The 22,655-nt window shown below is 63.1% G+C and carries 23 protein-coding genes; 14 read left to right on the top strand and 9 right to left on the bottom strand.

Annotation, left to right across the window (positions count from 1 at the left end; all coding sequences use genetic code 11):
* Together BUC04_RS20700 and BUC04_RS20695 are read right to left on the bottom strand one after the other, a co-directional pair.
* On the bottom strand, window positions 1–1,530 hold the full coding sequence (locus BUC04_RS20700) for an ABC transporter substrate-binding protein (RefSeq protein WP_067661473.1): 1,530 nt from the start codon (window positions 1,528–1,530) through the stop codon (window positions 1–3).
* Between the two features lie 175 nt (window positions 1,531–1,705).
* The gene (locus tag BUC04_RS20695) at window positions 1,706–2,092 is read right to left on the bottom strand and encodes a DUF2784 domain-containing protein (protein ID WP_067661475.1); all 387 of its coding nucleotides are present in this window, start codon (window positions 2,090–2,092) and stop codon (window positions 1,706–1,708) included.
* A 172-nt stretch (window positions 2,093–2,264) separates the two neighbouring features.
* Between BUC04_RS20695 and BUC04_RS20690 the strand changes: the two genes are divergently transcribed.
* Both BUC04_RS20690 and BUC04_RS24045 read left to right on the top strand, forming a co-directional pair.
* Entirely contained in the window at window positions 2,265–2,747 is a 483-nt protein-coding gene (locus BUC04_RS20690; protein ID WP_067661477.1) for a CIA30 family protein, read from the top strand.
* A gap of 134 nt (window positions 2,748–2,881) precedes the next feature.
* On the top strand, window positions 2,882–3,058 hold the full coding sequence (locus BUC04_RS24045) for a hypothetical protein (RefSeq protein WP_156480014.1): 177 nt from the start codon (window positions 2,882–2,884) through the stop codon (window positions 3,056–3,058).
* Window positions 3,059–3,087: 29 nt separating this feature from the next.
* Here the strand turns inward: BUC04_RS24045 and ilvY are convergent, their stop codons facing one another.
* The gene (ilvY, locus tag BUC04_RS20685) at window positions 3,088–3,972 is read right to left on the bottom strand and encodes an HTH-type transcriptional activator IlvY (RefSeq protein ID WP_067661479.1); all 885 of its coding nucleotides are present in this window, start codon (window positions 3,970–3,972) and stop codon (window positions 3,088–3,090) included.
* A 142-nt stretch (window positions 3,973–4,114) separates the two neighbouring features.
* Between ilvY and ilvC the strand changes: the two genes are divergently transcribed.
* Window positions 4,115–5,596: a ketol-acid reductoisomerase gene (gene ilvC, locus BUC04_RS20680; RefSeq protein ID WP_067661481.1), complete on the top strand. Its 1,482-nt coding sequence runs from the start codon at window positions 4,115–4,117 to the stop codon at window positions 5,594–5,596.
* Window positions 5,597–5,653: 57 nt separating this feature from the next.
* Here ilvC and BUC04_RS20675 read toward each other — a convergent pair whose 3' ends face one another.
* Window positions 5,654–6,709 carry a polysaccharide deacetylase family protein gene (locus tag BUC04_RS20675; protein WP_067661483.1) on the bottom strand — a complete coding sequence of 352 codons (1,056 nt, stop codon included), beginning with the start codon at window positions 6,707–6,709 and terminating at the stop codon, window positions 5,654–5,656.
* Window positions 6,710–6,730: 21 nt separating this feature from the next.
* Between BUC04_RS20675 and dinF the strand changes: the two genes are divergently transcribed.
* On the top strand, window positions 6,731–8,068 hold the full coding sequence (gene dinF / locus BUC04_RS20670; protein ID WP_067661485.1) for an MATE family efflux transporter DinF: 1,338 nt from the start codon (window positions 6,731–6,733) through the stop codon (window positions 8,066–8,068).
* A gap of 48 nt (window positions 8,069–8,116) precedes the next feature.
* Here the strand turns inward: dinF and nfuA are convergent, their stop codons facing one another.
* Window positions 8,117–8,695, bottom strand: coding sequence for a Fe-S biogenesis protein NfuA (gene nfuA, locus BUC04_RS20665; RefSeq protein ID WP_067661487.1), 579 nt, complete (start codon window positions 8,693–8,695; stop codon window positions 8,117–8,119).
* A 161-nt stretch (window positions 8,696–8,856) separates the two neighbouring features.
* Here nfuA and BUC04_RS20660 point away from each other — a divergent pair, with 161 nt between their 5' ends.
* On the top strand, window positions 8,857–11,352 hold the full coding sequence (locus tag BUC04_RS20660) for a M14 family zinc carboxypeptidase (RefSeq protein ID WP_067661489.1): 2,496 nt from the start codon (window positions 8,857–8,859) through the stop codon (window positions 11,350–11,352).
* Here BUC04_RS20660 and BUC04_RS20655 read toward each other — a convergent pair.
* Entirely contained in the window at window positions 11,349–12,062 is a 714-nt protein-coding gene (locus BUC04_RS20655) for a ComF family protein (protein ID WP_143165824.1), read from the bottom strand. The two genes, BUC04_RS20660 and BUC04_RS20655, sit on opposite strands and share 4 nt — an antisense overlap.
* On the opposite strand from BUC04_RS20655, the gene bioH reads away from it, so the two are divergent.
* The 4 genes from bioH (at window position 12,061) to BUC04_RS20635 (ending at window position 14,361) form a co-directional block, all read left to right on the top strand.
* A complete protein-coding gene (gene bioH / locus BUC04_RS20650; protein WP_067661492.1) occupies window positions 12,061–12,879 on the top strand; it encodes a pimeloyl-ACP methyl ester esterase BioH in 819 nt (272 codons plus the stop codon). The genes BUC04_RS20655 and bioH overlap by 2 nt on opposite strands.
* Window positions 12,880–12,918: 39 nt before the next feature.
* On the top strand, window positions 12,919–13,362 hold the full coding sequence (locus BUC04_RS20645) for a hypothetical protein (protein ID WP_067661494.1): 444 nt from the start codon (window positions 12,919–12,921) through the stop codon (window positions 13,360–13,362).
* 13 nt (window positions 13,363–13,375) lie between these two features.
* A complete protein-coding gene (locus BUC04_RS20640; protein WP_067661496.1) occupies window positions 13,376–13,891 on the top strand; it encodes a SixA phosphatase family protein in 516 nt (171 codons plus the stop codon).
* Window positions 13,892–13,956: 65 nt separating this feature from the next.
* On the top strand, window positions 13,957–14,361 hold the full coding sequence (locus BUC04_RS20635; RefSeq protein ID WP_067661498.1) for a DUF4149 domain-containing protein: 405 nt from the start codon (window positions 13,957–13,959) through the stop codon (window positions 14,359–14,361).
* 49 nt (window positions 14,362–14,410) lie between these two features.
* Here the strand turns inward: BUC04_RS20635 and BUC04_RS20630 are convergent, their stop codons facing one another.
* Window positions 14,411–14,989 (bottom strand): outer membrane beta-barrel protein, encoded by a 579-nt coding sequence (locus BUC04_RS20630; protein WP_143165823.1) that lies wholly within the window; start codon window positions 14,987–14,989, stop codon window positions 14,411–14,413.
* A 93-nt stretch (window positions 14,990–15,082) separates the two neighbouring features.
* Window positions 15,083–16,021 (bottom strand): LysR family transcriptional regulator, encoded by a 939-nt coding sequence (locus BUC04_RS20625; RefSeq protein WP_067661502.1) that lies wholly within the window; start codon window positions 16,019–16,021, stop codon window positions 15,083–15,085.
* Between the two features lie 294 nt (window positions 16,022–16,315).
* Between BUC04_RS20625 and BUC04_RS20620 the strand changes: the two genes are divergently transcribed.
* Both BUC04_RS20620 and BUC04_RS24040 read left to right on the top strand, forming a co-directional pair.
* Window positions 16,316–17,077 (top strand): hypothetical protein, encoded by a 762-nt coding sequence (locus BUC04_RS20620; protein WP_067661504.1) that lies wholly within the window; start codon window positions 16,316–16,318, stop codon window positions 17,075–17,077.
* A gap of 11 nt (window positions 17,078–17,088) precedes the next feature.
* A complete protein-coding gene (locus BUC04_RS24040; protein WP_156480017.1) occupies window positions 17,089–17,262 on the top strand; it encodes a lipoprotein in 174 nt (57 codons plus the stop codon).
* Window positions 17,263–17,358: 96 nt separating this feature from the next.
* Here the strand turns inward: BUC04_RS24040 and BUC04_RS20615 are convergent, their stop codons facing one another.
* Complete coding sequence (locus BUC04_RS20615; RefSeq protein WP_067661506.1) at window positions 17,359–19,731, bottom strand: Tex family protein; 2,373 nt, start codon at window positions 19,729–19,731, stop codon at window positions 17,359–17,361.
* Between the two features lie 256 nt (window positions 19,732–19,987).
* On the opposite strand from BUC04_RS20615, the gene greB reads away from it, so the two are divergent.
* From greB to envZ, 3 genes are all read left to right on the top strand, one after another.
* A complete protein-coding gene (greB, locus tag BUC04_RS20610; protein ID WP_067661508.1) occupies window positions 19,988–20,473 on the top strand; it encodes a transcription elongation factor GreB in 486 nt (161 codons plus the stop codon).
* Window positions 20,474–20,577: 104 nt separating this feature from the next.
* Window positions 20,578–21,300: an osmolarity response regulator transcription factor OmpR gene (gene ompR, locus BUC04_RS20605; protein ID WP_067661510.1), complete on the top strand. Its 723-nt coding sequence runs from the start codon at window positions 20,578–20,580 to the stop codon at window positions 21,298–21,300.
* A complete protein-coding gene (gene envZ / locus BUC04_RS20600; protein WP_067661512.1) occupies window positions 21,300–22,613 on the top strand; it encodes a two-component system sensor histidine kinase EnvZ in 1,314 nt (437 codons plus the stop codon). The genes ompR and envZ overlap by 1 nt, the downstream gene beginning before the upstream one ends.
* Window positions 22,614–22,655 lie beyond the last annotated feature (42 nt).

Here is a 22,655-nt window from a genome sequence, read left to right as displayed (position 1 = left end):
TCAGTCGCTCTTGAATCGCATCTCGGAGAGGCGATAGTTGAGTTCGAACGGGTCGAACTGGAACCCCTTTACCCGGTCATTTACCGAGATCTGCTGGGTGTAGAAGGCCACGGGGATCAGAGGCAACTCCTCCATCAGCAATTCAGAGACCTGCTCGGCCAGGGCCCAGTACTCGCTGGTATCTTCGCTTTGCGCCATCCGGCTTAATCCGTGCGCCATCGCTGGAGAGTGCCAGCCCATCGGCCCCCAATCACTTCCCATGGGTGAGGCGCTGTCCTCTTGCAGCACCACCAATGGATCCGGCACCAGGGCGTAGTTGCGGGCCACCAGGGCCATCTCCAGGCTGCCATCGTGGTGCCCCGAAGGGATGGCGCTGGCGTTATCGACACTGATCAGCACGGAGATGCCCAGCTCCCTTAGCTGCGCCTGGATGGCGGTAGCGAGAACGGTCAGCTCGGGCCGATCGGCGTAGGTGACCAGCCGCAGCTCAAATCGATCGGAACCGCGCTTTAGCAGCCCGGTTGGGCCCATCTGCCAGCCTTGCTTAGCCAGCAGGGTGCGAGCGGTGTCCAGATCCTGTTCCAGCGCCGGCCAATCCGGCTGGTGCCAGCCGGACAGTGACGGTGGGAACAGCTGGTTGGCTTCGCTGCCCGGTACCCGGATCACCTGCTCGGCGATGCCGGTTCGATCCAGTGCCAGGCTGATGGCGCGACGACTGTCCGGGTGATCAAGAAAGCGGTGGGCGCTGTTGAGCTTGAGCAGCAGGGTACGGGGCAGGGACTCGGAGTGCACTGATAGCCCCTTGCTGCGGCCTAGCTGCTCCAGGCTGGCGGGATCCAGGGTGTAGACCAGATCCGCATCGCCGGTTCGGGCTTGGAGCGCCCGGCTCTCGGCACGGTGGCCGGTGAGGTAGTGGACGAACTCAATGGCGGCGGCCTGGCCCCAGTATTCCTCGAAGCGGCGTGTTTCCAGCTTGTGGGGCGGCGCTAGCCGAGCGGTTTGGTAGGGGCCGGTGGCATAAAGCTGAATGACCTGCCCATCGGCATCGTAGGAATCGGCAGATAGGATCGCGGTGCTGTAGTGCGCCAATACCGCCGGTAGAGGCCGATAGGGGGCTGTCAGGGTAACGAGGAGATCCTGCTCATCCGTTTCGATTGCTTCGATGGGCACCTGCTGCAGAGGGCCAGGTTTGGTCAGTGCAATGTCGAGGCTGTGCTTGACCTGCTTGGCGGTGAGGGGCTGGCCGTTGTGAAAGCGGACCCCCTGGCGCAGGGTGAAGCGCCACTGGTTGTCATTGACCTGCCAGTCGGTGGCCAGCATGGGGACGGCTTGGCCTTGGGCATCGACCGCCACCAGGGTCTCGGCTACCTGCATCCGGGTATAGAGATAACCGTCTTTGGCCAGATCCTGGCTGGTGAACTCAAAAGGGCCGGAAACCAGCAGGGTGTTGGCTCGGTCGAGTGGACGGTAGTTGGTGAGCAGCCACCCCAGCAATAGGGCGAGCAGGGCAGCGAGTAGGAGTCGATTCATCGGTTCATCTACAGTGAGCAGCCCCGTCTGCTGTGAGCGCAATGACGGGGACCGGGCGGGGCAGCGACGGCCCAGCTTCAACCGCTGAGAAGATTTGGTCAAACCCGGTGGCTGATGGCGGGAGGCGGTTCATGAAGAGGATTTTTGTGTTGTTGCCGTGTGGCAATGCGCACTTTTACGATTGTCGTGGCGGCCAGCGCCACCAGGCCAATAGCACCAGCAGGCCGAACAGGCTATAGGCGAGGATAAAGACCCAGTCCGGTGCTCGGTAGTAGAGCAGGCTCTCCACCCAATGACCGACAAAGCTGCCACTGTAACTGGGGCCACCGCCCTGACGACGCAGCCATTGCTCCAGCAGGGTCAGTGGGCAGATCTGTCCCAACCAGCTTTGTGTTACCACCACGGCGATGGCCAGCAGGTGGGCGAATCGGAAGTGGCGATTGCGGGTCCAGGGCCAATGACACAGGCCTCCCAATAGGATCAGCACCAAGCCGAGGATCACGAACAGGACAAAGCCGAAGTGCAGCAGCAGGATCGCGTCGGCAGCCAGTAACCAGATCATGGGTTCACTCAATCGGGCGGTTTTCTTGTTGATGGCCCAGCCTGGAGGAAAGCGCAAGGCGCAGAAGGATCTAAACTGTAAGCCGACACGTAACTGAAGCATGAACCTGTACCCCTTACTCATCTGCCTTCAGCTTGCGTCGGTCAGTCCAGACACGGCCAAGGAGGGAACCATGTCCAGTATCCGTTTCAACGACAGCAGTGAGGCTGCCCGGTGGCTGCCGGTCAACGACGACGTGATGGGCGGCGTCTCCCAATCCCACTTCGAGGTGGGGGGCAACCTGGGGGTGTTTTCTGGTCGCGTTTCACTGGAGAACAACGGTGGCTTCGCCTCGGTGCGCCGGGCCACCGGCCTGCCCAGTGATACCGAGCTGCTGCGGATCCACGTCCGTGGCGACGGCAAGTCCTATCAGCTGCGACTTCGCACCCACGATGGCCTAGATGGCGTGGTCTACGCGGCGCCGTTTGATACCGAGATCGGCCAGTGGCAGCGGCTGGTGTTCCGCCCGGAGGACTTCACCGCCACCTTCCGCGGCCGCGCGGTGCTGGATGCCCCTGGCTTGTTCTTCGGTGAGGTTCATCAGCTGGGCTTTTTGATCAGCGAGAAGCAGGAAGGCTACTTCCAGCTGCAGATCGCCGAAATCGAGATGGAGTAACAGAGCAGCCCGGGGCGTTTAGGCTTTTGCCCGTGTGACATCGACGCTCCTAGACATCATCTCCATAAATCAGGCCTAGACTGGCTAAAACCGATGGCGATTGGGTGGGTAGAAGCGAGGCGCAGGGAGGCGCAATGCGGAAATCACTAGGCGTATTCACTGCGGATTTTCTCAAAGTGCTGGGCGTCTTGGCCCTGCTGCAATGGGCAGTGCGTATCGGTTTCGATCCTGAGTTTCATCTCCCCCATTTGCTCGACCTCGCTTTCGCCTCCGCCTTGGGATTGTGTGCCTTGAGGGCTCGATGGCGTTGAGCCACGCCAGTGCTGTGCTCTGAACTCAGTCAAGGGGCGGCGGTAACCGCCATAAAGGCCTTAATCAGCGGCTCCTCACGCCGCTGGGCCAAGCAGCCCACCCCCAGGTTGAAGGTAGGCACCTCCCCCTCCTCGCTCAGTGTCAGCAACCGCGACTTCACCGGGCTGTTGTCGATCACCACCTGGGGCGCGATCCCCACCCCACAGCCCAGCGCCACCATGCTCAGTAGTGCTTCATGGCCGCCCACGGTGGCGTAGATCTTGGGTTTGCCCACCTGCTTGTGTCGATACCAGGTCTCCAGCCGTCGGCGGGTCTGGCCGTGCTCCGGCAGGATCAGCGGGATGGCGCCCCAGTCCACCTCGGACTGGGCCAGCTGGCGCTGAACCTGGCAGGGCAGCTTGGGCCCAATGACCGCCACCGGCACCCAGTCGAGGATCTGGAAGGCAAAGGGCTTGGCAAACTGGCCATCGCTGGCGGCGATGGCGACATCCGCCTCCTGGGCCTGCAGCCGGGCCAGGGCGCTGGCGGCATCGCCGGTGGTGAGCTGGATCTCCACCTCCGGGTGACGCTGGCGGAACGGGTCGAGTAGCTGGGGCAGGTGGCTGTAGGCGGCGGTGACCGAGCAGTAGATCCGCACAGTGCCGCTGAGCTGCTGGGCCTGCTGGGTGAGACTGCGTTTGAGTTGATGCCATTGGGTCAGCTGGTCGTTGGCGTAGTGCAGCAGCTGCTCGCCGGCGGGGGTGAGGCTGACGTGGCGGTTATCCCGCAGCAGCAATGGCGTGCCCAGCTCCTGCTCCAGCCGCTGGATCGCCCGGCTCAGTCCAGAGGGACTGACGTGGTTGGCCTGGGCGGTCTGGCCAAAGTGCAGGCTGGTGGCCAGGTGCTGAAACAGGGTGAGGGTACGGATGTCCATGGCAAGCCTATGTTGACTGAAGTGCAATGCTTCGTTGTGAATATATCAATTTAAGCAATGTGACGCATGTCGTATTCTGGCTTTAACCCCCACCATGACGGTGGGCCCGGATCCCCACCCCAAGCCGTGAAGGAGTGCAATAATGGCCAACTATTTCAATACATTGAGCTTGCGAAAGCAGCTCGCGCAACTGGGCAAGTGCCGCTTTATGAAGCGCGAGGAGTTCAGCCAGGGCTGCGACTTCATCAAGGATTGGAAGGTGGTGATCGTGGGCTGCGGCGCCCAGGGCCTGAACCAGGGCCTCAACCTGCGCGACTCCGGTCTGGATGTCTCCTATGCCCTACGTGAGGCCGCTATCCAGGAGAAGCGGGCCTCGTTCCGCAACGCCAGCGACAACGGCTTTGTGGTCGACACCTACGAAAACCTGATCCCCCAGGCAGATCTGGTGCTGAACCTGACCCCGGATAAGCAACACACCGCGGTGGTAAACGCGGTGATGCCGCTGATGAAGCAGGGGGCAACCCTGTCCTACTCCCACGGTTTCAACATCGTGGAGGAAGGGATGCAGGTGCGTGAAGACATCACCGTGGTGATGGTGGCGCCCAAGTGCCCCGGTACCGAGGTGCGGGAGGAGTACAAGCGTGGCTTCGGTGTGCCCACCCTGATCGCGGTACACCCGGAGAACGATCCCAACGGCTATGGCTTGGATGTGGCCAAGGCCTATGCCTCCGCCACCGGTGGCGATCGTGCCGGGGTGCTGGAGTCCTCCTTCGTGGCGGAGGTGAAGTCCGATCTGATGGGTGAGCAGACCATCCTCTGCGGCATGCTGCAGACCGGTGCCATCCTGGCCCATGAGCGCATGGTGGCCGAGGGCTTGGACAGCGGCTACGCCGCTAAGCTGGTGCAGTACGGCTGGGAAACCGTGACCGAAGGGCTCAAGCATGGCGGCATCACCAACATGATGGATCGCCTCTCCAACCCGGCCAAGATCCGCGCCTTCGACATGGCCGAGGAGCTGAAGGTCATCCTCCGTCCGCTGTTCGAGAAGCACATGGATGACATCATCGACGGCACCTTCTCCCGGGTGATGATGGAGGATTGGGCCAACGACGACATCAATCTGCTGACCTGGCGTGAAGAGACCGCACAGACCTCGTTCGAGCAGGCGCCGGAAAGCAACGAGCCGATCACCGAGCAGGAGTTCTACGACCGCGGCATCTACCTGGTGGCCATGGTCAAGGCCGGGGTGGAACTGGCGTTTGAGACCATGGTGGACGCCGGCATCATCGAGGAGTCCGCCTACTACGAGTCCCTGCACGAGACCCCGCTGATCGCCAACTGCATCGCCCGTAAGAAGCTGTACGAGATGAACGTGGTGATCTCCGATACCGCCGAGTACGGCAACTACCTGTTTAGCCACGCTGCGGTGCCGCTGCTGCGTGAGCACGCCAACAACCTGAGCCTGGAGGAGATGGGCAAGGGGTTGAGCGACGCCTCCAACGGGGTGGATAACATCCGCCTTATTGAGGTGAACGAGGCGATCCGCAATCACCCGGTGGAGCAGGTGGGCAAAACCCTGCGTGGCTACATGACCGACATGAAGCGGATCGTCGAAGCGGACTGATCAGCGCATAGCAAAAAGGCGGCCCAGGAGGCCGCCTTTTTTGTTTCAAGGTAACGATTATTCCTGCGGCCAGCTGCCGTCGGCGTTGGCCTGGATCCAGGGCTGGGAGAACCAGTAGTAGCCGTTTTGAGTGCGGCTGGGGGCGGTGCAGTTGTAGCGGCTGCGTCCCGCCGGCAGCGGCAGATCTGCCTGGATGGTGAAGGTGCTATCGTCCAGCCAGGTAGGAGCCTTGGCACCCTGGCCCTGGATGTAGCACATTAGCTCGCCGGTGCGCACGTCCTCGGCCTCCAGGGTCACGGTCAGGCTGGGCCGGTTGCGGTTGATCAGCTCCGACTCCTCGCCGTCCATCGCTACCATCGGCATGTTGAGGCTGTGCATCTTCACCCGCAGGCTGTCCATGTCGGCATAGGGGCCGGCCACCGGGTAGCGGGGCAGGGTGGTGAGGCTGGAGTAGGGGCCGGCGGCACCGGAGTGCTGGCCGATGCCAACGTAGCCCATGCGCTCGAGCAGCGCCTGCAGCGCCTGGTTGTATTCGCCGTAGGGGTAGGCCAGTGCCTTGAGGTTATGCCCGATCTCACGAACGATGGCGGCCTCGGTGCGTTCGATGTCCGCCTCCACCCGTTGCTCCCAGGCGGCCTGGTCTTCGCCGGGCAGGCGGCGGATCAGGTGATCGTGGCTGTAGCTGTGGTTGGCGATGGTGGCCCCTTCCGCGGCGATCTGGCGCAGGGTATCCCAATCCATCATGTTGCGGCGGTTCTGCTCGATGGGCTCAAGGTTGACGAACACCGTGTAGGGAAAGCCGTGTTGCTTGAGGATCGGGTGACCGTTGCTGGCGATATTGGCAAAGCCATCGTCAAAGGTGATGACGATGGTCTTGGCAGGCAGGTGCTCACCGGCCCGGATCGCCGCCAGGGCATCCGCCAAAGGGATCACAGAAAAGTCGTTGTCGGCCAGGTAGGCCATCTGCTCGGCAAACTGGGCCGGCGTTACCGAGGTGATGCTCGGCGTTTTTTCGCTGACGTGGTGGTACTGTAGTATCACCACCGCCAACGACGGCATAGACGCCAGACCCAGCACAAGGCCCAGGGTCAGCGCTTTTAATCGATTCAACATAGTCAGAAACCTGTACGCATAATGATCATCCCCGCCGTATTGCGGCGCAAGGAGGCCCATCGGCACACCTTCGCGCTCGCCGTTCCCATGATACTGTCCAACGTCACCATCCCCCTGTTGGGGCTGGTGGATACGGCGGTGATAGGGCATCTCAGCGATGCCTATTACCTCGGCGGCGTGGCCGTCGGGGCGATGATTATAACCTTTTTATTCTGGATCCTCGGATTTTTACGCATGGCCACCACAGGCCTGGTGGCGCAGCACTTTGGCCGGGGGGACGGACTGGCCCAACTGCAGGTGCTTTACCAGGCCGCATTGATGGCCCTGATGCTGGCGTTGGGCCTGCTGTTGCTGCAACAGCCGATCCTGTCGCTGGCGCTGCACTGGATCGGCGGCAGCGCCGAGGTGCAGTATTACGCCGCCGAGTACTTCAACAACCGGATCTGGAGTGCCCCGGCGGCGCTGTTGAACCTGGCTGCTCTGGGTTACCTGCTGGGGCGTCAGCAGCCCCGCGCCGCCATGGTGCTGCTGATCCTCACCAACAGCGTCAACATCGTGCTGGATATCTGGTTTGTGATTGGCCTGGACTGGGGCGTAGCGGGGGCGGCCCGGGCCAGTGTGATTGCCGATTACGCTGCCCTGTTCACCGCCGCCTGGCTGATCTGGCGACAGTTGCCGGCGGAGCTCAAGCAGCGCGCCAGTTGGTCACTGCTGTCGCTGCGGGGGGCCGGTGCCCTGGTGGCACTGAACCGGGATATCTTCCTGCGCACCCTGTGCCTGCAGCTTTGCATGCTGTTTGTCACCGCCCAGGGGGCCAGGATGGGGGATGAGATCGTCGCCGCCAACTCGGTGCTGATGAACTTTACCCTGCTGATCGCCTATGCCCTGGATGGCTTCGCCTACTCAGCGGAGGCGGAGGTGGGCAAGGCGGTGGGGGCCAAGGCACCATCTCAACTGGCGGATGCGGTGATCCTAGGCTGGTTCTGGTCGGCGCTGACGGCGCTGCTGTTCAGCGGGGTGTTTGCCCTGGCCGGTGAGGGGATCATCGGCTTGCTGACCGACATCCCCGAGGTGCGGGACACCGCCGCAACCTATCTGCCCTGGGTGGTGCTCTATCCGCTGGTGGCCTTTACCTGCTTCCTGTTCGATGGGGTCTACATCGGGGCGGCCAAGGGAGCGGTGATGCGCAACGCCATGCTGCTCTCCGCGGTCGGATTCTTCCTGTTTTGGGCGCTGCTGAGCCCCTGGCAAAATCATGGCCTGTGGCTGGCCTTTAATGGCTTTTTGCTGCTGCGCAGCCTGACGCTGGCGCTGCACTTTGGCTGGCGCTGGCACCAGCGCCGCTGGTTGCCCGCCTAAAAACAAACAGGCCGCCCATGGGGCGGCCTGTTGCGTCATAGCGGGCGCTCAGAAGTAGGAGTGCTCACCGTGTTCGTGCTCGGTGACGTCCTTCACCGCGGTCAGTTCACCAGCGAACTGCTCCAGCAGCTGCTTCTCGATGCCGTCCTTAAGGGTGACGTCCACCATGGAGCAGCCGTTACAGCCGCCGCCGAACTGGATCACCGCGATGCCATCGTCGGTCAGCTCCATCAGGGTGATAAAGCCGCCGTGGCCGGCCAGCTGCGGGTTAACCTGGGACTGGATGATGTACTCCACCCGATCACGCAGCGGTGCGTCGTCGGCCACCTTGCGCATCTTGGCGTTGGGGGCCTTGAGGGTCAGCTGGCTGCCCAGCTGATCGGTGACGTAATCGATCATCGCCTCGTCCAGGAAGGGCGCGCTCTTGCTGTCCACCATGGCGTTAAAGCCATTGAACTCCAGCTCGGTGTCGTCCTCTTCCACCGCATCCGGCGGGCAGTAGGACACACCACACTCGGCCTGGGGGGTGCCGGGATTGATAACAAAAACCCGGATGTTGGTGCCTTCCGGCTGTTGGCCCAGCAGCTTGGCAAAGTGTTCCTGGGCGGCTTCGGTAATGGTGATCATATACGCTTCTCTTAAAGCCTGAGTCATTCACTCGGATAAGGCATCATAACCCTTAGCGGAGCCGGATTGTAGCCTAGACCAGTGACTCAGATCACGCTTTGCTGGCCTATTGAACAGCACGATTGATACACTGCGGGGGCATAACAAGAAGGAAGTCACGGATGATTCGCCCCCTGTTGCTGGCCCTGTTGGGCCTTTGCCTCGGTCTGCCTGCGGCCGCCAGCCTCCTGCCTGAGGAGCGCTATACCTCCCAGATCACCACCCCCGAGCAGCACTTTCGCGGCCCGGTGGGCAGCCGTCACCTGCGCTACGACGAGGTGCAGGGCTACTTCGAAACCTTGGCGGCCCAGAGCGACCGGGTGGCGCTGGAAACCATAGGTTACAGCCACCAGGGGCGGCCCCAGTTGGTGGCGGTGATCTCCAGCCCGGATAACCTGGCCCGTCAGGCCGAGTTGCTGGAGAGCCGCGCTGGGGTGCGCCAGGGGCAGGCGGACGAGGGGCCGCTGGTGATCTGGCTGGCCTACAGCATTCATGGCGATGAGGCCTCCGGTCTGCACGCCGCCAACCTGTTTGCCTACTACCTGGCGGCCAGCAACAGCGAGGAGGTAGCCCGCTGGCTGGAGCAGGCGGTGATCCTTATCACTCCAAGCCAGAACCCCGACGGCAACGATCGCTTCGCCAACTGGGTTAATGGCCACCGGGGTACGGTGCCCAGTGACAACAACTGGCACCGGGAGCACTTCCAGGCCTGGCCAACCGGCCGGGTGAACCACTTCTGGGCCGATCTTAACCGGGACTGGCTCTACCAGGCCCACCCGGAGAGCCGCGGGCGGGTGGCGCTGTTCCAGCGCTGGTTGCCCCAGGTGGTGAGCGATTACCACGAGATGGCCCACCAGAGCAGTTACTTTTTCCAGCCTGGAGTACCGGATCGTACCCATCCGCTGACACCCAAGGATAACCAGGCGATCACCGCCCGACTGGCCAACCACCACGCCAAGGCGCTGGACGGCCTGCATCAGCCCTACTTCAGCCGCGAGACCTTCGACGACTTCTTTTACGGTAAGGGCTCCACCTATCCGGACATCAACGGCTCGGTGGGGATCCTGTTTGAGCAGGCCACCGCCCGTGGCTTGCTGCGGGCGACTGAGCGGGGGCCGCTGACCCTGAGTCGGGGGATCCGTAATCACCTGGCCACCTCGTTCTCCACCGTGCGCGGGGCGATGGCGGAATCGGAGGCACTGCGCAGCTACCAGCTGGAGTTCTTCCGCGACAGCCTGAGCGAGGGCAAGCGGCGCAAGGGGGCCGGTTACCTGCTCTCCAGCGGCGGCGATCGCAGTCGCCTGGCGGCCCTGACCGCCATCCTCGATAGCCACCACATCGGCTACGGCTATCTCAGTGAGTCCGTCAGCGTGGACGAGGTGGTGTTCCAGCCGGGGGATCTGTTCCTGCCCTTTGCCCAGCCCCAGTACCGTCTGCTGGAGGCGATGCTGGATAAGCGCACCGAGTTTGCCGACAACACCTTCTACGACGTTTCCGCCTTTGCGGTGGATTTGGCCTTTGGCCTCAACCTGGCCACCGTTAAACGGGCACCGGAGCACCAGGCCGAAGCGCCAGCCCCAACCCGTGTGACGCAGCCGGAGTTGCCCTTGCATTGGCACCTGGCTTGGCACGACCGCTTCGCCCCGGCAGCGCTGCACCAGCTGCAACTGGCCGGGATCCGGGTACGCTTCGCCGAAAACGACAGTGTGTTGCGTGGGGTTGATGGCAGTGTCCAGGTGCGGCCGGGGGATCTGCTGATCCTGGCGGACCAGCCCGGACTGGCGCCGCTGCTGGCGCAGATTGAGCAGCAGTTGGGGCTGCGTGCCAGCGCGGTGATCTCCGGCCAGGCTGAGAGCGGCTACGATCCCGGCGGGCGGCGCTACCACTTCGCCAAGCCGGTCAAGCCGCTGGTGCTGATTGGCCGCGACGTCAGCCAGTACGAGGCTGGTGAGCTGTGGTATTTCCTGGACCAGGTGGTGCAGCTGGACGCGGTGCTGGTTCACGCCGAGTATGCCCTGCGGGTGCCCAAGGGGGAGTTTACCCACTTGTTCCTGGTGGACGGCGCCTACAACCTGATCAGCCCCGGCTTCGCCGACTGGATCGACGATTTCGTCCGTAACGGTGGCACCGTGGTGGGTTGGAAGCGCGGTGCGGCCCAGCTGGCCAGCTGGGATCTGATCAACGCCGATGTGCGCCAGCGCGCCCAGCTGGAGCGGGATTTTGCTCACGCCAGTGACCGCTGGCTGTTTGCCCAGCGCTTTGGTTTACGAGCCCAGCGCACCATTGGTGGCGCCATTGTCGACTGGCAGCTGGATACCAGCCACCCCCTTGGCTTTGCCCTGCCGGGGCAGCTGCCGATGATGAAGAACCGGGAGTTTTCCCTGCTGGCGATCCGTCAGGATGAGGTGGCGCGCTACCCGGAGCAGATGCTCAGATCTGGCTTTATGGCCGAGGCCTACCAGCAAGCGCTGGTGGGGCACAGCGCGGCGGTGGTGGAGCGGCGTGGTCAGGGTCAGTACATCCTGTTCGCCGACAATCCGCTGTTTCGCAACTTCTGGCTCGGCGGCGAGAAGCTGGTGGCCAACAGCCTGTTTATGGTGCCCTCGCTGCGGGACTAGCGCGCCATGGCGCTGGCCAGTACCGCGTATTGGCTGATCTGGTGACCCCCTCGGCGCAGCGCCGCAGCCACCGCCGCCAGGGTGGCACCGGTGGTAGCGATGTCATCCACCACGGCGATCCCCTCAACGGGATCAGCCTCGGTGGCGGCAAAGGCCTGGGCCAGGTTACGGCGCCGGGCCGCCCCGCTGAGATCGTGCTGGGGCACGGTGGCCCGCACCTTGACCAGCAGGTCATCCCGCACCGGCAGCTGCAGGCGTTGGCCCAGGGCGTCGGCCAGCAACACCGCGTGGTTAAAGCCCCGCAGTGGCAAGCGGCTCCGATGCATCGGCACCGGCACCAGCGCCTTGGGCTTATCGATAGCACCACTCTCCCACAGTGCCTGCCAACGCTCGGCTAGGGCGTCACACAACGGCGGGATCAGTCCCAGCTGTTGATGGATCTTGATGCTGCCGCACAGGTAGCCCATGGGACTGTGGTAGGGATAGGCGCACACCAGCGGGCGCCAGCGGTGTCTCGACTGGCAGCGGCCGCAGCGCCAGGGCGGTGCCTGGGGCAAGGGGGTGCTGCAGGACAGGCAGAGGGGGCCGGGTTCAGCGTCCGTCAGACACCAGCGGCACAGACCAATGCCCTGATCCACCGGTTGCTGACACAGGTAACAGCGATTGGGTAGACTGCGCTGCAACCACTGCCCAAGGGAACTCCATTTCATGTCCATCGCCTCTAAGCTAAGCCCCTCTTTTACCAAGCCGCAAATCCACTGGCAGGGCCAGGGTCCGGCACTGGTTCTGATCCACGGCTGGGGCATGAACGGGGCGGTGTGGCAGGACCTGGCCGAGGCGCTGGTCAACAAGGGCTGGCGGGTCGGCAGCCTGGATCTGCCCGGCTTTGGCCATTCTCAAGCGCTTCCGGCCGGCGCCACCCTGGTGGACTTTGCCGAAGCGGTGGCAGCGGCGCTGCCCCAGGGCCGCTGTCATCTGCTGGGCTGGTCGCTGGGCGGGCTGGTGGCGCAGCAGCTGGCGCTGACCTGGCCGGAGCGGGTCGCCTCCCTGGTGACCCTGGCCAGTTCGCCCTGTTTTACTGCGCAGCAGGATTGGGCCGGGATCCAGCCGGCGGTGCTGCAGCAGTTTGCCGAACAGCTGGAGCAGGACCTGGGCAAGACCCTCAATGGCTTCTTCGCTCTGCAGGCGATGGGCTCACCTTCGGCCCGGGAGGACGTGCGGCGATTGAAGCGGGCGGTGATGAGTCAGCCCCAGGCCCAGCCCCAGGCCCTGGCCGATGGCCTGGCGATGTTGGCACAGGTGGACTTGCGCTCGGAGCTGGATAAGATCCGCTGTCCCTGGTTGCGGCTCTATGGTCGTATGGATGGCCTGGTGCCCTATCGCAGCTTGGCCCCGATGGCCCGTCTGGCGTCGGCGTCCCAGGTGCAGGTGTTGGCCAAGGCCGCCCATGCGCCCTTTGTCTCCCACCCGGACGCGACCCTGCAAGCGCTGAGCGAATTTTACCTGGCCCAAGGCGCAATCCACTGATTGGTGGTAAAATAACCAGGAACCCACCGAGGAGGTGCCATGTTCCTGGTGTCCCACTTTCCCAATGTGCCCATCACCACCGCCAATCCGGCAACGGAGCAGGTGGCGGCACAGGTGCGTCCGCCGATCCCCAAGGCGGAGGCGCTGAGCAAGGGAGCGAAGGAGCGGGCACTGGATCCCAAGCAGGATCCCAATCGGCAGGTGCAGGAGGGAGGTCAGCGCCAGTCAGGCCAGCAGCAGGATTCTGAGCAGGCTGATAAGGAGCAACAAGAGTCACGCCGGGAGCTTGCTCCGTTGCGAGAGTGTCGCGGCGCTCTGTTGCGACGGCGTGCCCTGCAAGCCAATGCGGAGCTCGACTTCCCCTACCATCCGGCGACAGAGCTGACGCCGGACCAATACCGACGCTTTGCCGCGCTGGTGGAGCGTCACTATCGCGGCGTGACTCGCCCGCAAACCCCACCCCAGTTATTGGTTTCCACCTGAGTCGAGGCATGCGATGAAGCGCCTTGTCCTGATCCCCTTGTTGCTTGCCGCCCTGACGGGAGTGCTGTGGCTGGGCTGGCAAACCGGCCAGGCGGAGCACCGCATGCTGTACCTGGTGCGTCATGCCGAGAAGGCCAGTGGAGAGGATCCGGATCTGCTGCCCTGCGGCCGAGAGCGGGCCCAACAGTTGGGGCGCTGGTTAACGGGCCGAGGGATCCAGGCGGTCTATAGCAGCGATACCCGTCGGACCCGGCAGACGGCATTGCTGGTGGCGGACACGCTGGAGGTGCCGGTGCACTACTACGACCCCCGCAACTTGGAGGCCCTGGCTGAGACCCTGCTGTCGGCCCAGGGCAGCCTGATGGTGGTGGGTCACAGCAATACCACCCCGGCCCTGGCCAGCTTGCTGTTAGCCCAGGAAGCACCGGCGATGGGGGAGGGCGACTATGATCGGGTCTATGGGGTGCATCTGGGCCAACGTGGGGCCGATAAGCTGATCCTGGAGCGTCAACCCTTCCATTGCCCCTGAACAGGTTGGCCGGCAGCGCCGTATCCATGACTACACTTAACTTGGTGTGAGTGGATGGAGCCCTTATGACCCTGTTTCAAAGCCTCTATGCCATGATGCTGGCGGTGATCCTCGGTGGCATGCTGACCTTCCAGCTGCTGTTTGCCCCGCTGCTGTTCAGCAAGCTGGAGCTGCCCACCGCCCGAGCCTTTATCCGCGCCTTCTTTCCCTGGTACTACCTCTACTTTGCCGCCCTCACGGCGGTGGCCTTGCTGCTGCGCTACAGTGCCCAGTTCTATGGCGATGCCTGGGTGCTATTGGGTTGCCTGCTCGGCTTTCTGCTCTCCGGTGCTATCCTGATGCCCGCCGCCAACGCCGCCTCCGATGCCGGCGACCGACGCCGCTTCTCCTGGGTTCATCGCCTATCGGTGGCGATCAACACCGTCCAACTGGGGGCCTTTGTCCTGCTGGGCTTCTGGTTCATCCACTGACCCTGGCCAAGCCCCAGTCTTACAAGCCCCAGCCGTACAAGCTAAAGCCTTAGAAGGTGTAGCGCAGCCCGGCACTGGTGGTGATTAGGCTCTGGGTATAGGTGCGATGGCGGCTTTCCACCAGAAAGCTGTGATGGTCCAGATCCAGGGTCAGCGCCAGCTTGGGATGAAACTGCCAGCTCATGCCAAGGCCAGCTTGAAGGTCCAGACCCAGACTGGCCAGGTCCAAGGTGTTGCCCCCCTGCCACAGCACGGTTTTCTGCTCGAGCAAAACGAGGCCTAAGCCCGCCCGTCCGTACAGTGACACGGTGTCGCTGATGCCGTGATGCAATCGCAGCGAGGAGACGACGGTCTGGTAGCTATTGCGCCAGTACTCGAGGGATGACTCCCTTACCTCGTAGCGGCCGTGGTAGGTATAGCGCCCTTCGATATCGAGCCAGTCATTGATCGGTGCGGCGGTGAAGAGGCCAAAGCTGGTGGCGCGACGATCGTAGTCGTAATCGTCGTAGAGGTTGCTGGCATCGTAGTGGGTATCACCGACGTAGAAACCGATGTGGTGGCCGGACAGGTCGAAACCGGCCCAGGCCGGGCTTGCCAGCAGGCAGAGCATTAGGGTGAATCGTGCCACGGGCACCTCCGCATCGATAGATTGGAGGCGCAGGGTACCCTTCCACCAGTGGAAGGACTAATGAAGGGTGTTGCTCGGATTGATTAGCCCGGCTTATTGCCGAACTCGAGTCATCTGTTGACGCAGCTGCTCCGCCATCATCTGGCACAGCCACAGGGTGGCGGCACTGCGCGCCTGGCCCTGGCGGTAGTAGGCGATCAGTGGGTACTCCAGGTGATGCTCCTCCACATCCACCTGGATAACCCGAAGTTCCTGCAGGGCACTGGGCAGGAAGTAGGTGCTGAACGGCAGCATCAGATCGCTATGACGGACGATGTCCAGTGCCCCCAGGGCGCTGTCGGTACGAAAGCGGACCTTGACCTCCTGGCCATAAGCGGCCATCACCCGCTCCGCGTCGCTAAGGTGATCATTGCGGTCCGGATTGAGCAGGCTGACCAGCTCGTAGCGGGTCATCTGCTCCGGGGTGATGATGTCACCGTCAAAGGGGTGGTCGCGCCGTGCCAGCAGGCCACCCCTGTCCATCGCCAGCGGCAGCTGGATCAGCTCCTTGGAGACACCCTGAATGGGGTAGTTAACGCCCAGCAGGGTCTCGCCATTGAGCAGTTCGGACTGGGTGCTGCGGGACCAGCTGATCAGATCGACACTGGCGTTGGGGGCCTGCTGCTGGAATAGCTTGAACAGCCGGGTAGCAAAGAACTGGGCGATGTGGGGCGCCAGGGCGATGCGCAGCTTGCCGGTCAGTTCAGCGGGATCAAAGCCCTCCACCTGGTTGACCGCTACCACAAGATCGTCCATTGCCGGCCGCAGCCGCTCGTTCAACTGCTGGCCGAACTCGGTCAGCGCCAGCCCCTGGCGGGTCTTGGTAAACAAAGGGTCATCAAAGTGATGGCGTAGCCGCTGCAGGGCGTGGCTAACGGCGGGCTGGGTGACATGCAGGCGTGAGGCGGCGCGGCGCATGTTGCCCTCCTGGGCCAGGATCTGGAAGGTGCGCAGCAGGTTCAGATCCAGGTTGCTGAAGCGGTCTTTGGCCATGGTGTGTTTCCCGTTTGGTGATAAGCGCAGTTTATCACTATGCGATAACGCTGTTTATCTCCGCTCTGTGGCGAATTAATAACCCGTAGAAACAGTGGTTTACCCTCAGGTGATGACTGAATCACTGTGCCGGAGTCCGTTTATTGTTCACAGACTCACCTGCTTGTTTTGCGGTCAATTATTATTCGCTGCACCCTGTGGCCACGAATGAACGGTGGCTTAGGACGGGCTACCCTTGCGCCCGGTGGTGCCAAAGCAGGAGTGTCGGCAACCCGGAGTTATGAGGACCTGTCGATGAAACCCTCCCTGTTGATGACCGCCCTGTTGGCACTCTCCCCCCTGGCCCAGGCCGATGTCCCCCACGTGTTTGAGGCCGGACAGGCCGCCAAGGCCGCCGAGGTAAACACCAACTTTTCCCACCTGGCTAGCCAGCATGGCGTGTTGAGCACCCAAGTCGTCGGCGTGGATGAGCAGGTGCAAAGTCTCGATGCCTTTGTCGCTGAACTGCAGCAGCAGGTGACCTTGCTGGCGGACACCCTGTTCCCCCAGGGAGACCTGTTGTGCCACCCGTCCCACGAGATCGGCAATATCGATGCCTTTGGTGGGGTGCCGTTCCAACTCAGTGCCTTTACCCTCTCCGGCGCGGCAGGTGAGCAGGCCACTCTGCAGCTGTGGATTCCGCTGGAGCCGGTGGCCAGCCGGGGCCAGCGTCACGACCTGATGGTGAGCGATGTGGCGGGCTACTCCAAGGACATCGATTTTTGCGGCTATCCCACCCGACTGGATAACACCTTCCGTATCGATTACGACTGGAGTGACAGTGAGCAGGTGGTAGCCACCTTTTACACCGAGACGGAACTGACCGTCCGTCGCGATGGCGACTACCGCCCGATAGTGAGCAACGCCGTGCGCTTTGAGCTGGGTGAGGTCAGCCTGCCTCGTGATGGCGGTGGCGATTACCGACTGAAGCCCAGCCAGATGCCGAGCCAGGATGAGATCGAGGCGGCCCTGCTGGCGGGCTACCAGGTGTACTACCACTCGGCCATCACTGAGTAAGGGGCTGGCCTATGAAACGGGTAAACCTGTTGCTTCTGCTGGCGGCCCTGGGCCTGACGGCGTGTAATGACAGCCAAGAGGGCAGCGAGGGTGCGGCTCCGACGCCGCCCATCGAGTTGCCCCCCAGCACCGGGCGGGATCTGAACTGGGATAATGAGTCCTGGGACGAGGCCGATTGGCAATAAGCCGTATACACGATTGTGCCAACAAAAAAGGCCGCCCTGATGGGCGGCCTTTGCTGTTTCTGGAGGTGATTTAGCTGTGCGGCTTAGCGACGTTGCTTAACGCCGCTTTTTGGCGTTGGCAAAGGCGTCGGCGAAGGCACCGCCCATGCCGCCACCCTGGCTGTTGCCGCGGCCGCCATTGCGCTGACCCTGGCGCTCGCCAGTAAACTCGCGACGCTGGCTGGCGCGGTCACCGCGGCGTTCACCCCGCGGGGCGGCTTTCTGTTCTGCCACCTCGCTGGCCTTGTCGGTCAGGCGCATGGACAGGCCGATGCGGTTACGGGGGACGTCCACCTCCATCACCTTCACCTTGACCACATCCCCGGCCTTCACCACCGAGCGGGGATCCTCCACAAACTTGTTGGACAGGGCACTGATGTGCACCAGGCCGTCCTGCTTAACGCCGATATCGACGAAGGCACCGAAGTGGGTCACGTTGGTGATCACCCCTTCCAGAACCATGTCCGGCTCGAGATCGGTGATCTTCTCCACCCCGTCGGCAAACTGGGCGGTCTCGAACTGGCCGCGGGGATCTCGGCCAGGCTTGTCCAGCTCCTTGAGAATGTCGTTGACGGTGGGCAGGCCGAATCGTTCATCGGTGAACTGTTTGGCGTCGACGGACTTGAGCACGCCGCTGTTACCAATGAGATCTTCGATGGCCACACCGGTATGGGCGCTGATCTTCTCCACCACCGGGTAGGCCTCTGGGTGCACCCCGGAGCCGTCCAGCGGGTTGTCGCCTTCACGGATGCGCAGGAAGCCGGCGCACTGCTCATAGGCCTTGGGCCCCAGGCGGGCCACCTTGAGCAGTTGCTTGCGGCTGGTGAAGCGTCCTTCGGCATCGCGGAAATTGACGATGTTCTGGGCCAGGGTGCGGGTCAGGCCGGCGACCCGGGTCAGCAGCGGCGCCGAAGCCAGGTTGAGATCCACACCGACACCGTTGACGCAGTCCTCTACCACCGCATCCAGCGAGCGGGCCAGTTGGGTCTGGCTGACGTCGTGCTGGTACTGGCCTACCCCGATGGATTTGGGGTCGATCTTGACCAGCTCCGCCATCGGGTCCTGCAGGCGGCGGCCGATGGAAACGGCACCGCGGATCGACACGTCCAGATCCGGAAACTCCTGGGCTGCCAGCTCGGAGGCGGAATACACCGACGCGCCGGCTTCGGACACCATCACCTTGGTCAGGCCGGGTTTGGCCTTGCCGGCGGCGTTCAGTGCCTTGATCAGCTCACCGGCCAGCTTGTCGGTCTCCCGGGAGGCGGTGCCGTTACCCACGGCAATCAGCTCCACGTCGTGGGCCTGGACGAGCTTAGCCAGGGTGGCCAGGGTGCGATCCCACTGGTTTTGCGGGGCGTGGGGGTAGACGGTGTCGGTGGCCACCAGCTTGCCGGTGGCGTCGATCACCGCCACCTTGGTGCCGGTGCGCAGGCCGGGATCCAGCGCCAGGGTGGGGCGCATGCCGGCCGGGGCGGCCATCAGCAGATCCGACAGGTTCTCGGCGAACACCTTAATGGCGTCGGCCTCGGCGCGTTCGCGCAGATCACCGATCAGCTCGGTCTCCATCGCCAGCGAGAGCTTGACCCGCCAGGTCCACTGGCACACCTGCTGCAGCCAGCGGTCACCGGGGCGGCCCTGGTTTTCGATACCGACCTGCTGGGCGATCAGGGTTTCGCAGACGGAGGAGCGATCCCCCTCTTCCCGATCCGGATCCGCATCCAGGCTGAGGCTCAACACGCCCTCGTTACGGCCGCGCAGCATCGCCAGCACCCGGTGGGAGGGGGCCTTGGACCAGGGCTCGTTGTGATCGAAGTAGTCGGAGAACTTGGCCCCGGTGCTCTCGGCACCGGCCACCACGCTGGCCTTGAGCTGGGCATGCTGCTTCATGTGGGTACGGACGGTGGTCAGTACCGCGGCGTCCTCGGCAAAGCGCTCCATCAGGATGGCGCGGGCACCGTCCAGGGTGGCCTTACTGTCGGCAAAGCCCGCCTCGGCGTTGAAGAAGCCCTCCGCCTCGCTTTCCGGGGTCAGACCGGGGTTGGCCAGCAGCTTGTCCGCCAGTGGCTCCAGACCGGCCTCGATGGCGATCTGGCCCTTGGTGCGCCGCTTGGGCTTGTAGGGCAGGTAGAGGTCTTCCAGTTCGGTCTTGGTGGAGACGGCCAGCAGCTTGGCCTTGAGCTCGTCGCTGAGCTTGCCCTGCTCCTCGATGCTGCCAAGGATGCTGGCGCGACGGTCCTCCAGCTCGCGCAGGTAGCCCAGGCGGCTTTCCAGGGTACGCAGCTGGGTATCATCCAGCATGCCGGTAACCTCTTTACGGTAACGGGCGATGAAGGGGACGGTGGAGCCTTCGTCCAGCAGGGTGACGGCGGCCTGGACCTGTTGGGCACGAACGCCCAATTCTCGAGCGATGGTATTAGCGATCTGTTCCATATACTTGCTTTGAGCACCATATAGATTGAGTATCGAGCGCCAGAGCTTGCTAAAAAGCGTTCAATCCAGGCGTGACTGTGAAGGAAGAGTGGCCCTCTTTCGAACAGTCACAGCAACGAGTTGGCGTTTTTTAGCCGCCCCCGCTGGCGCTTAAATCTCAATCTATATGGTGCTCTGGGCCTCCAAGGGCTACAAACGGGAAATTGCACGACACCTTAGCACAGGTGTCGCGGTGGAATGACAGGGTCATCGGTGAATGAAAAAAGCGAATCTGATAACAAAAGACGGCTGGAATGCCCTGGAAGCGGAATTGAAGTTTCTCTGGAAGGAGGAGCGTCCCCGGGTAACCCAGGCGGTGTCGGACGCCGCAGCCTTGGGGGATCGCAGCGAGAACGCCGAGTACATCTACGGTAAGAAGCGGTTGCGGGAGATCGACCGGCGGGTGCGTTTCCTGTCCAAGCGGATGGAGGTGCTGCGGGTGGTGGAGCCGGACCCGCGCCAGGAGGGCAAGGCGTTCTTTGGCGCCTGGCTGGAACTGGAGTCGGAGCAGGGTGAAACCCAGCGCTACCAGTTGGTGGGTCCGGACGAGTTCAACGTGGCCGAGGGCAAGATTAGCATCGACTCGCCGCTGGCCCGGGCGATGCTGGGTAAGGCGGTGGACGACGAGGTGGTGGTACGGACCCCGGCGGGAGAGCAGCTCTGGTACGTCAACCAGATCCAGTATCAGCCCTTCGAAGACTGAAACAATTCACAACATAATCATGGACTTTTAGCCCTGCATTGGGCTTTTTTCGTGGCCACTCTGACATAGAATGAGTGACAGGACGACGGCAGAGGACGGGATTGATGGAACAGGAGACTACCAAGGTATTGGTCGTGGACGACGACGTGCGCCTGCGTGGCTTGCTGGAGCGCTACCTGGTTGAGCAGGGCTTCCAGGTGCGATCGGCGGCCAATGCCGAACAGATGGATCGCCACCTGGAGCGGGAGAACTTCCACCTGCTGGTGCTGGATCTGATGCTGCCGGGGGAGGATGGCCTCTCCATTTGCCGACGGCTACGGGAGAAGGAAAACCCCATCCCCATCGTAATGCTGACCGCCAAGGGCGACGAGGTGGATCGCATCATCGGCCTGGAGTTGGGGGCCGACGACTACCTGCCCAAGCCGTTTAATCCCCGCGAGCTGCTGGCCCGCATTCGGGCGGTGCTGCGTCGTCGTCCGGCGGAGGTGCCCGGCGCCCCGTCCCAGAGCGAGGAGCAGGTGGTGTTCGGCGAGCACCGGCTCAACCTGGCCACCCGGGAGATGTTCAAGGGTGAAGATCTGATCCCGCTCACCTCCGGCGAATTTGCCGTGCTCAAGGTGCTGGTCTCCAACCCCCGTGAGCCGATGAGCCGCGACAAGCTGATGAACCAGGCCCGGGGCCGGGATTACAGTGCGCTGGAGCGCTCCATCGACGTTCAGGTCTCCCGTCTGCGTCGGTTGATCGAGGACGATCCCTCCAGCCCGCGCTATATCCAGACGGTGTGGGGCCTGGGCTACGTGTTTGTACCGGACGGAGCACCGCGCTAGTGCGCTGGGGGTTGCTGCCTCGCAGTAACTTCGGTCAGACCGTGCTGCTGATCGGCTGTCTGCTGCTGATCAACCAGCTGGTCTCCTACCTCTCGGTGGCGGTCTACGTGGTCAAGCCCTCCACCCAGCAGATCGTCCAGTTGCTGGCACGCCAGGTAGATCTGGTATTTCGCGATCTGCAGCTGGACATCGAACGGCTGACTCCGCTGGATGCGCTGCAGTCCAAGCTCAGCACCGATCCCCATATGGAAGCCTTCACCGAGAAGGAGGCACTGCAGGCGGGCCTGGCGGAGGCCACCTACTACCGTTTGCTGTCCGATCAGATGAGCGACTACCTCGGTGGCCCGGCCGAGGTGCGCCTCACCACCGGCACCCACTACCGGGTCTGGATCCGACCGCCCCAGGCACCCCAGGTCTGGATCCGGGTGCCGCTGTCTAGCTTCGATGATTCCTTTGTCTCCCCACTGACCGTCTACCTGCTGGTGATCGGCGCGCTCTCCATTACTGGCGGCTGGTGGTTCGCCCGGATGCAGTCGCGGCCATTGCGGCGGTTGCAGCGGGCCGCGTTGGCGGTGTCGCGGGGACGCTTCCCCAAACCGCTGCAGCTGTCCGGCTCCGCCGAGGTGATGGAGGTGACCAAGGCGTTTAACCAGATGTCCGCCTCGATGGCAGAGCTGGAGTCGGATCGCAACCTGCTGCTGGCGGGGGTGTCCCACGACTTGCGCACCCCCTTGACCCGGATCCGCCTGGCGGCGGAGATGATGAGCGAGCAGGATGCCTTCCTCAAAGAAGGCATCGAGCACGACATCGACGACATGAACGCCATCATCGACCAGTTCATCGCCTTTATCCGCGGCCACGAGGATGAGGAAACCAGCCCGGTGGCGTTGAACCAGCTGCTGGAGGAGGTGGCGCAGCAGGAGGAGGTACGCCGGGCCGAGATCCTCACCGAGCTGGGCCAGAGCGAGCCGGTGCGGCTGCAGCCGGTGGCGATCAAGCGGGTGATCAACAACCTGGTGGAGAATGCGCTGCGCTACGGCAAGGGCTGGGTCCGGATCAGCTCCGGGGTGGAGGAAGGCTGGGTCTGGTTCAAGGTGGAAGACAACGGCGAGGGGATCCCGCTCAAGCAGCTACGGCAGATGTTTGAGCCCTTCCGCCAGGGTGACAAGGCCCGCGGTGGCGCCGGTTCCGGTTTGGGGCTGGCCATCGTTAAGCGCATCATCGACCGCCACAGCGGCGAGATCCATGTGGCCAATCGTCGCCAGGGTGGGCTGGAGGTGAAGGTGCGGTTGCCCCGGGAGGAAGCGGAGTAACCCGATCATTGTCGGCTTCACTAACCTCATCCTGATAGAACA

The sequence above is a fragment of the Ferrimonas marina genome (assembly GCF_900129905.1).
Classification (GTDB): Bacteria; Pseudomonadota; Gammaproteobacteria; order Enterobacterales; family Shewanellaceae; genus Ferrimonas; species Ferrimonas marina.
The sequence above is the reverse complement of the archived record's forward strand: the minus strand, read 5'-3'. Positions and strand labels throughout refer to the sequence as shown.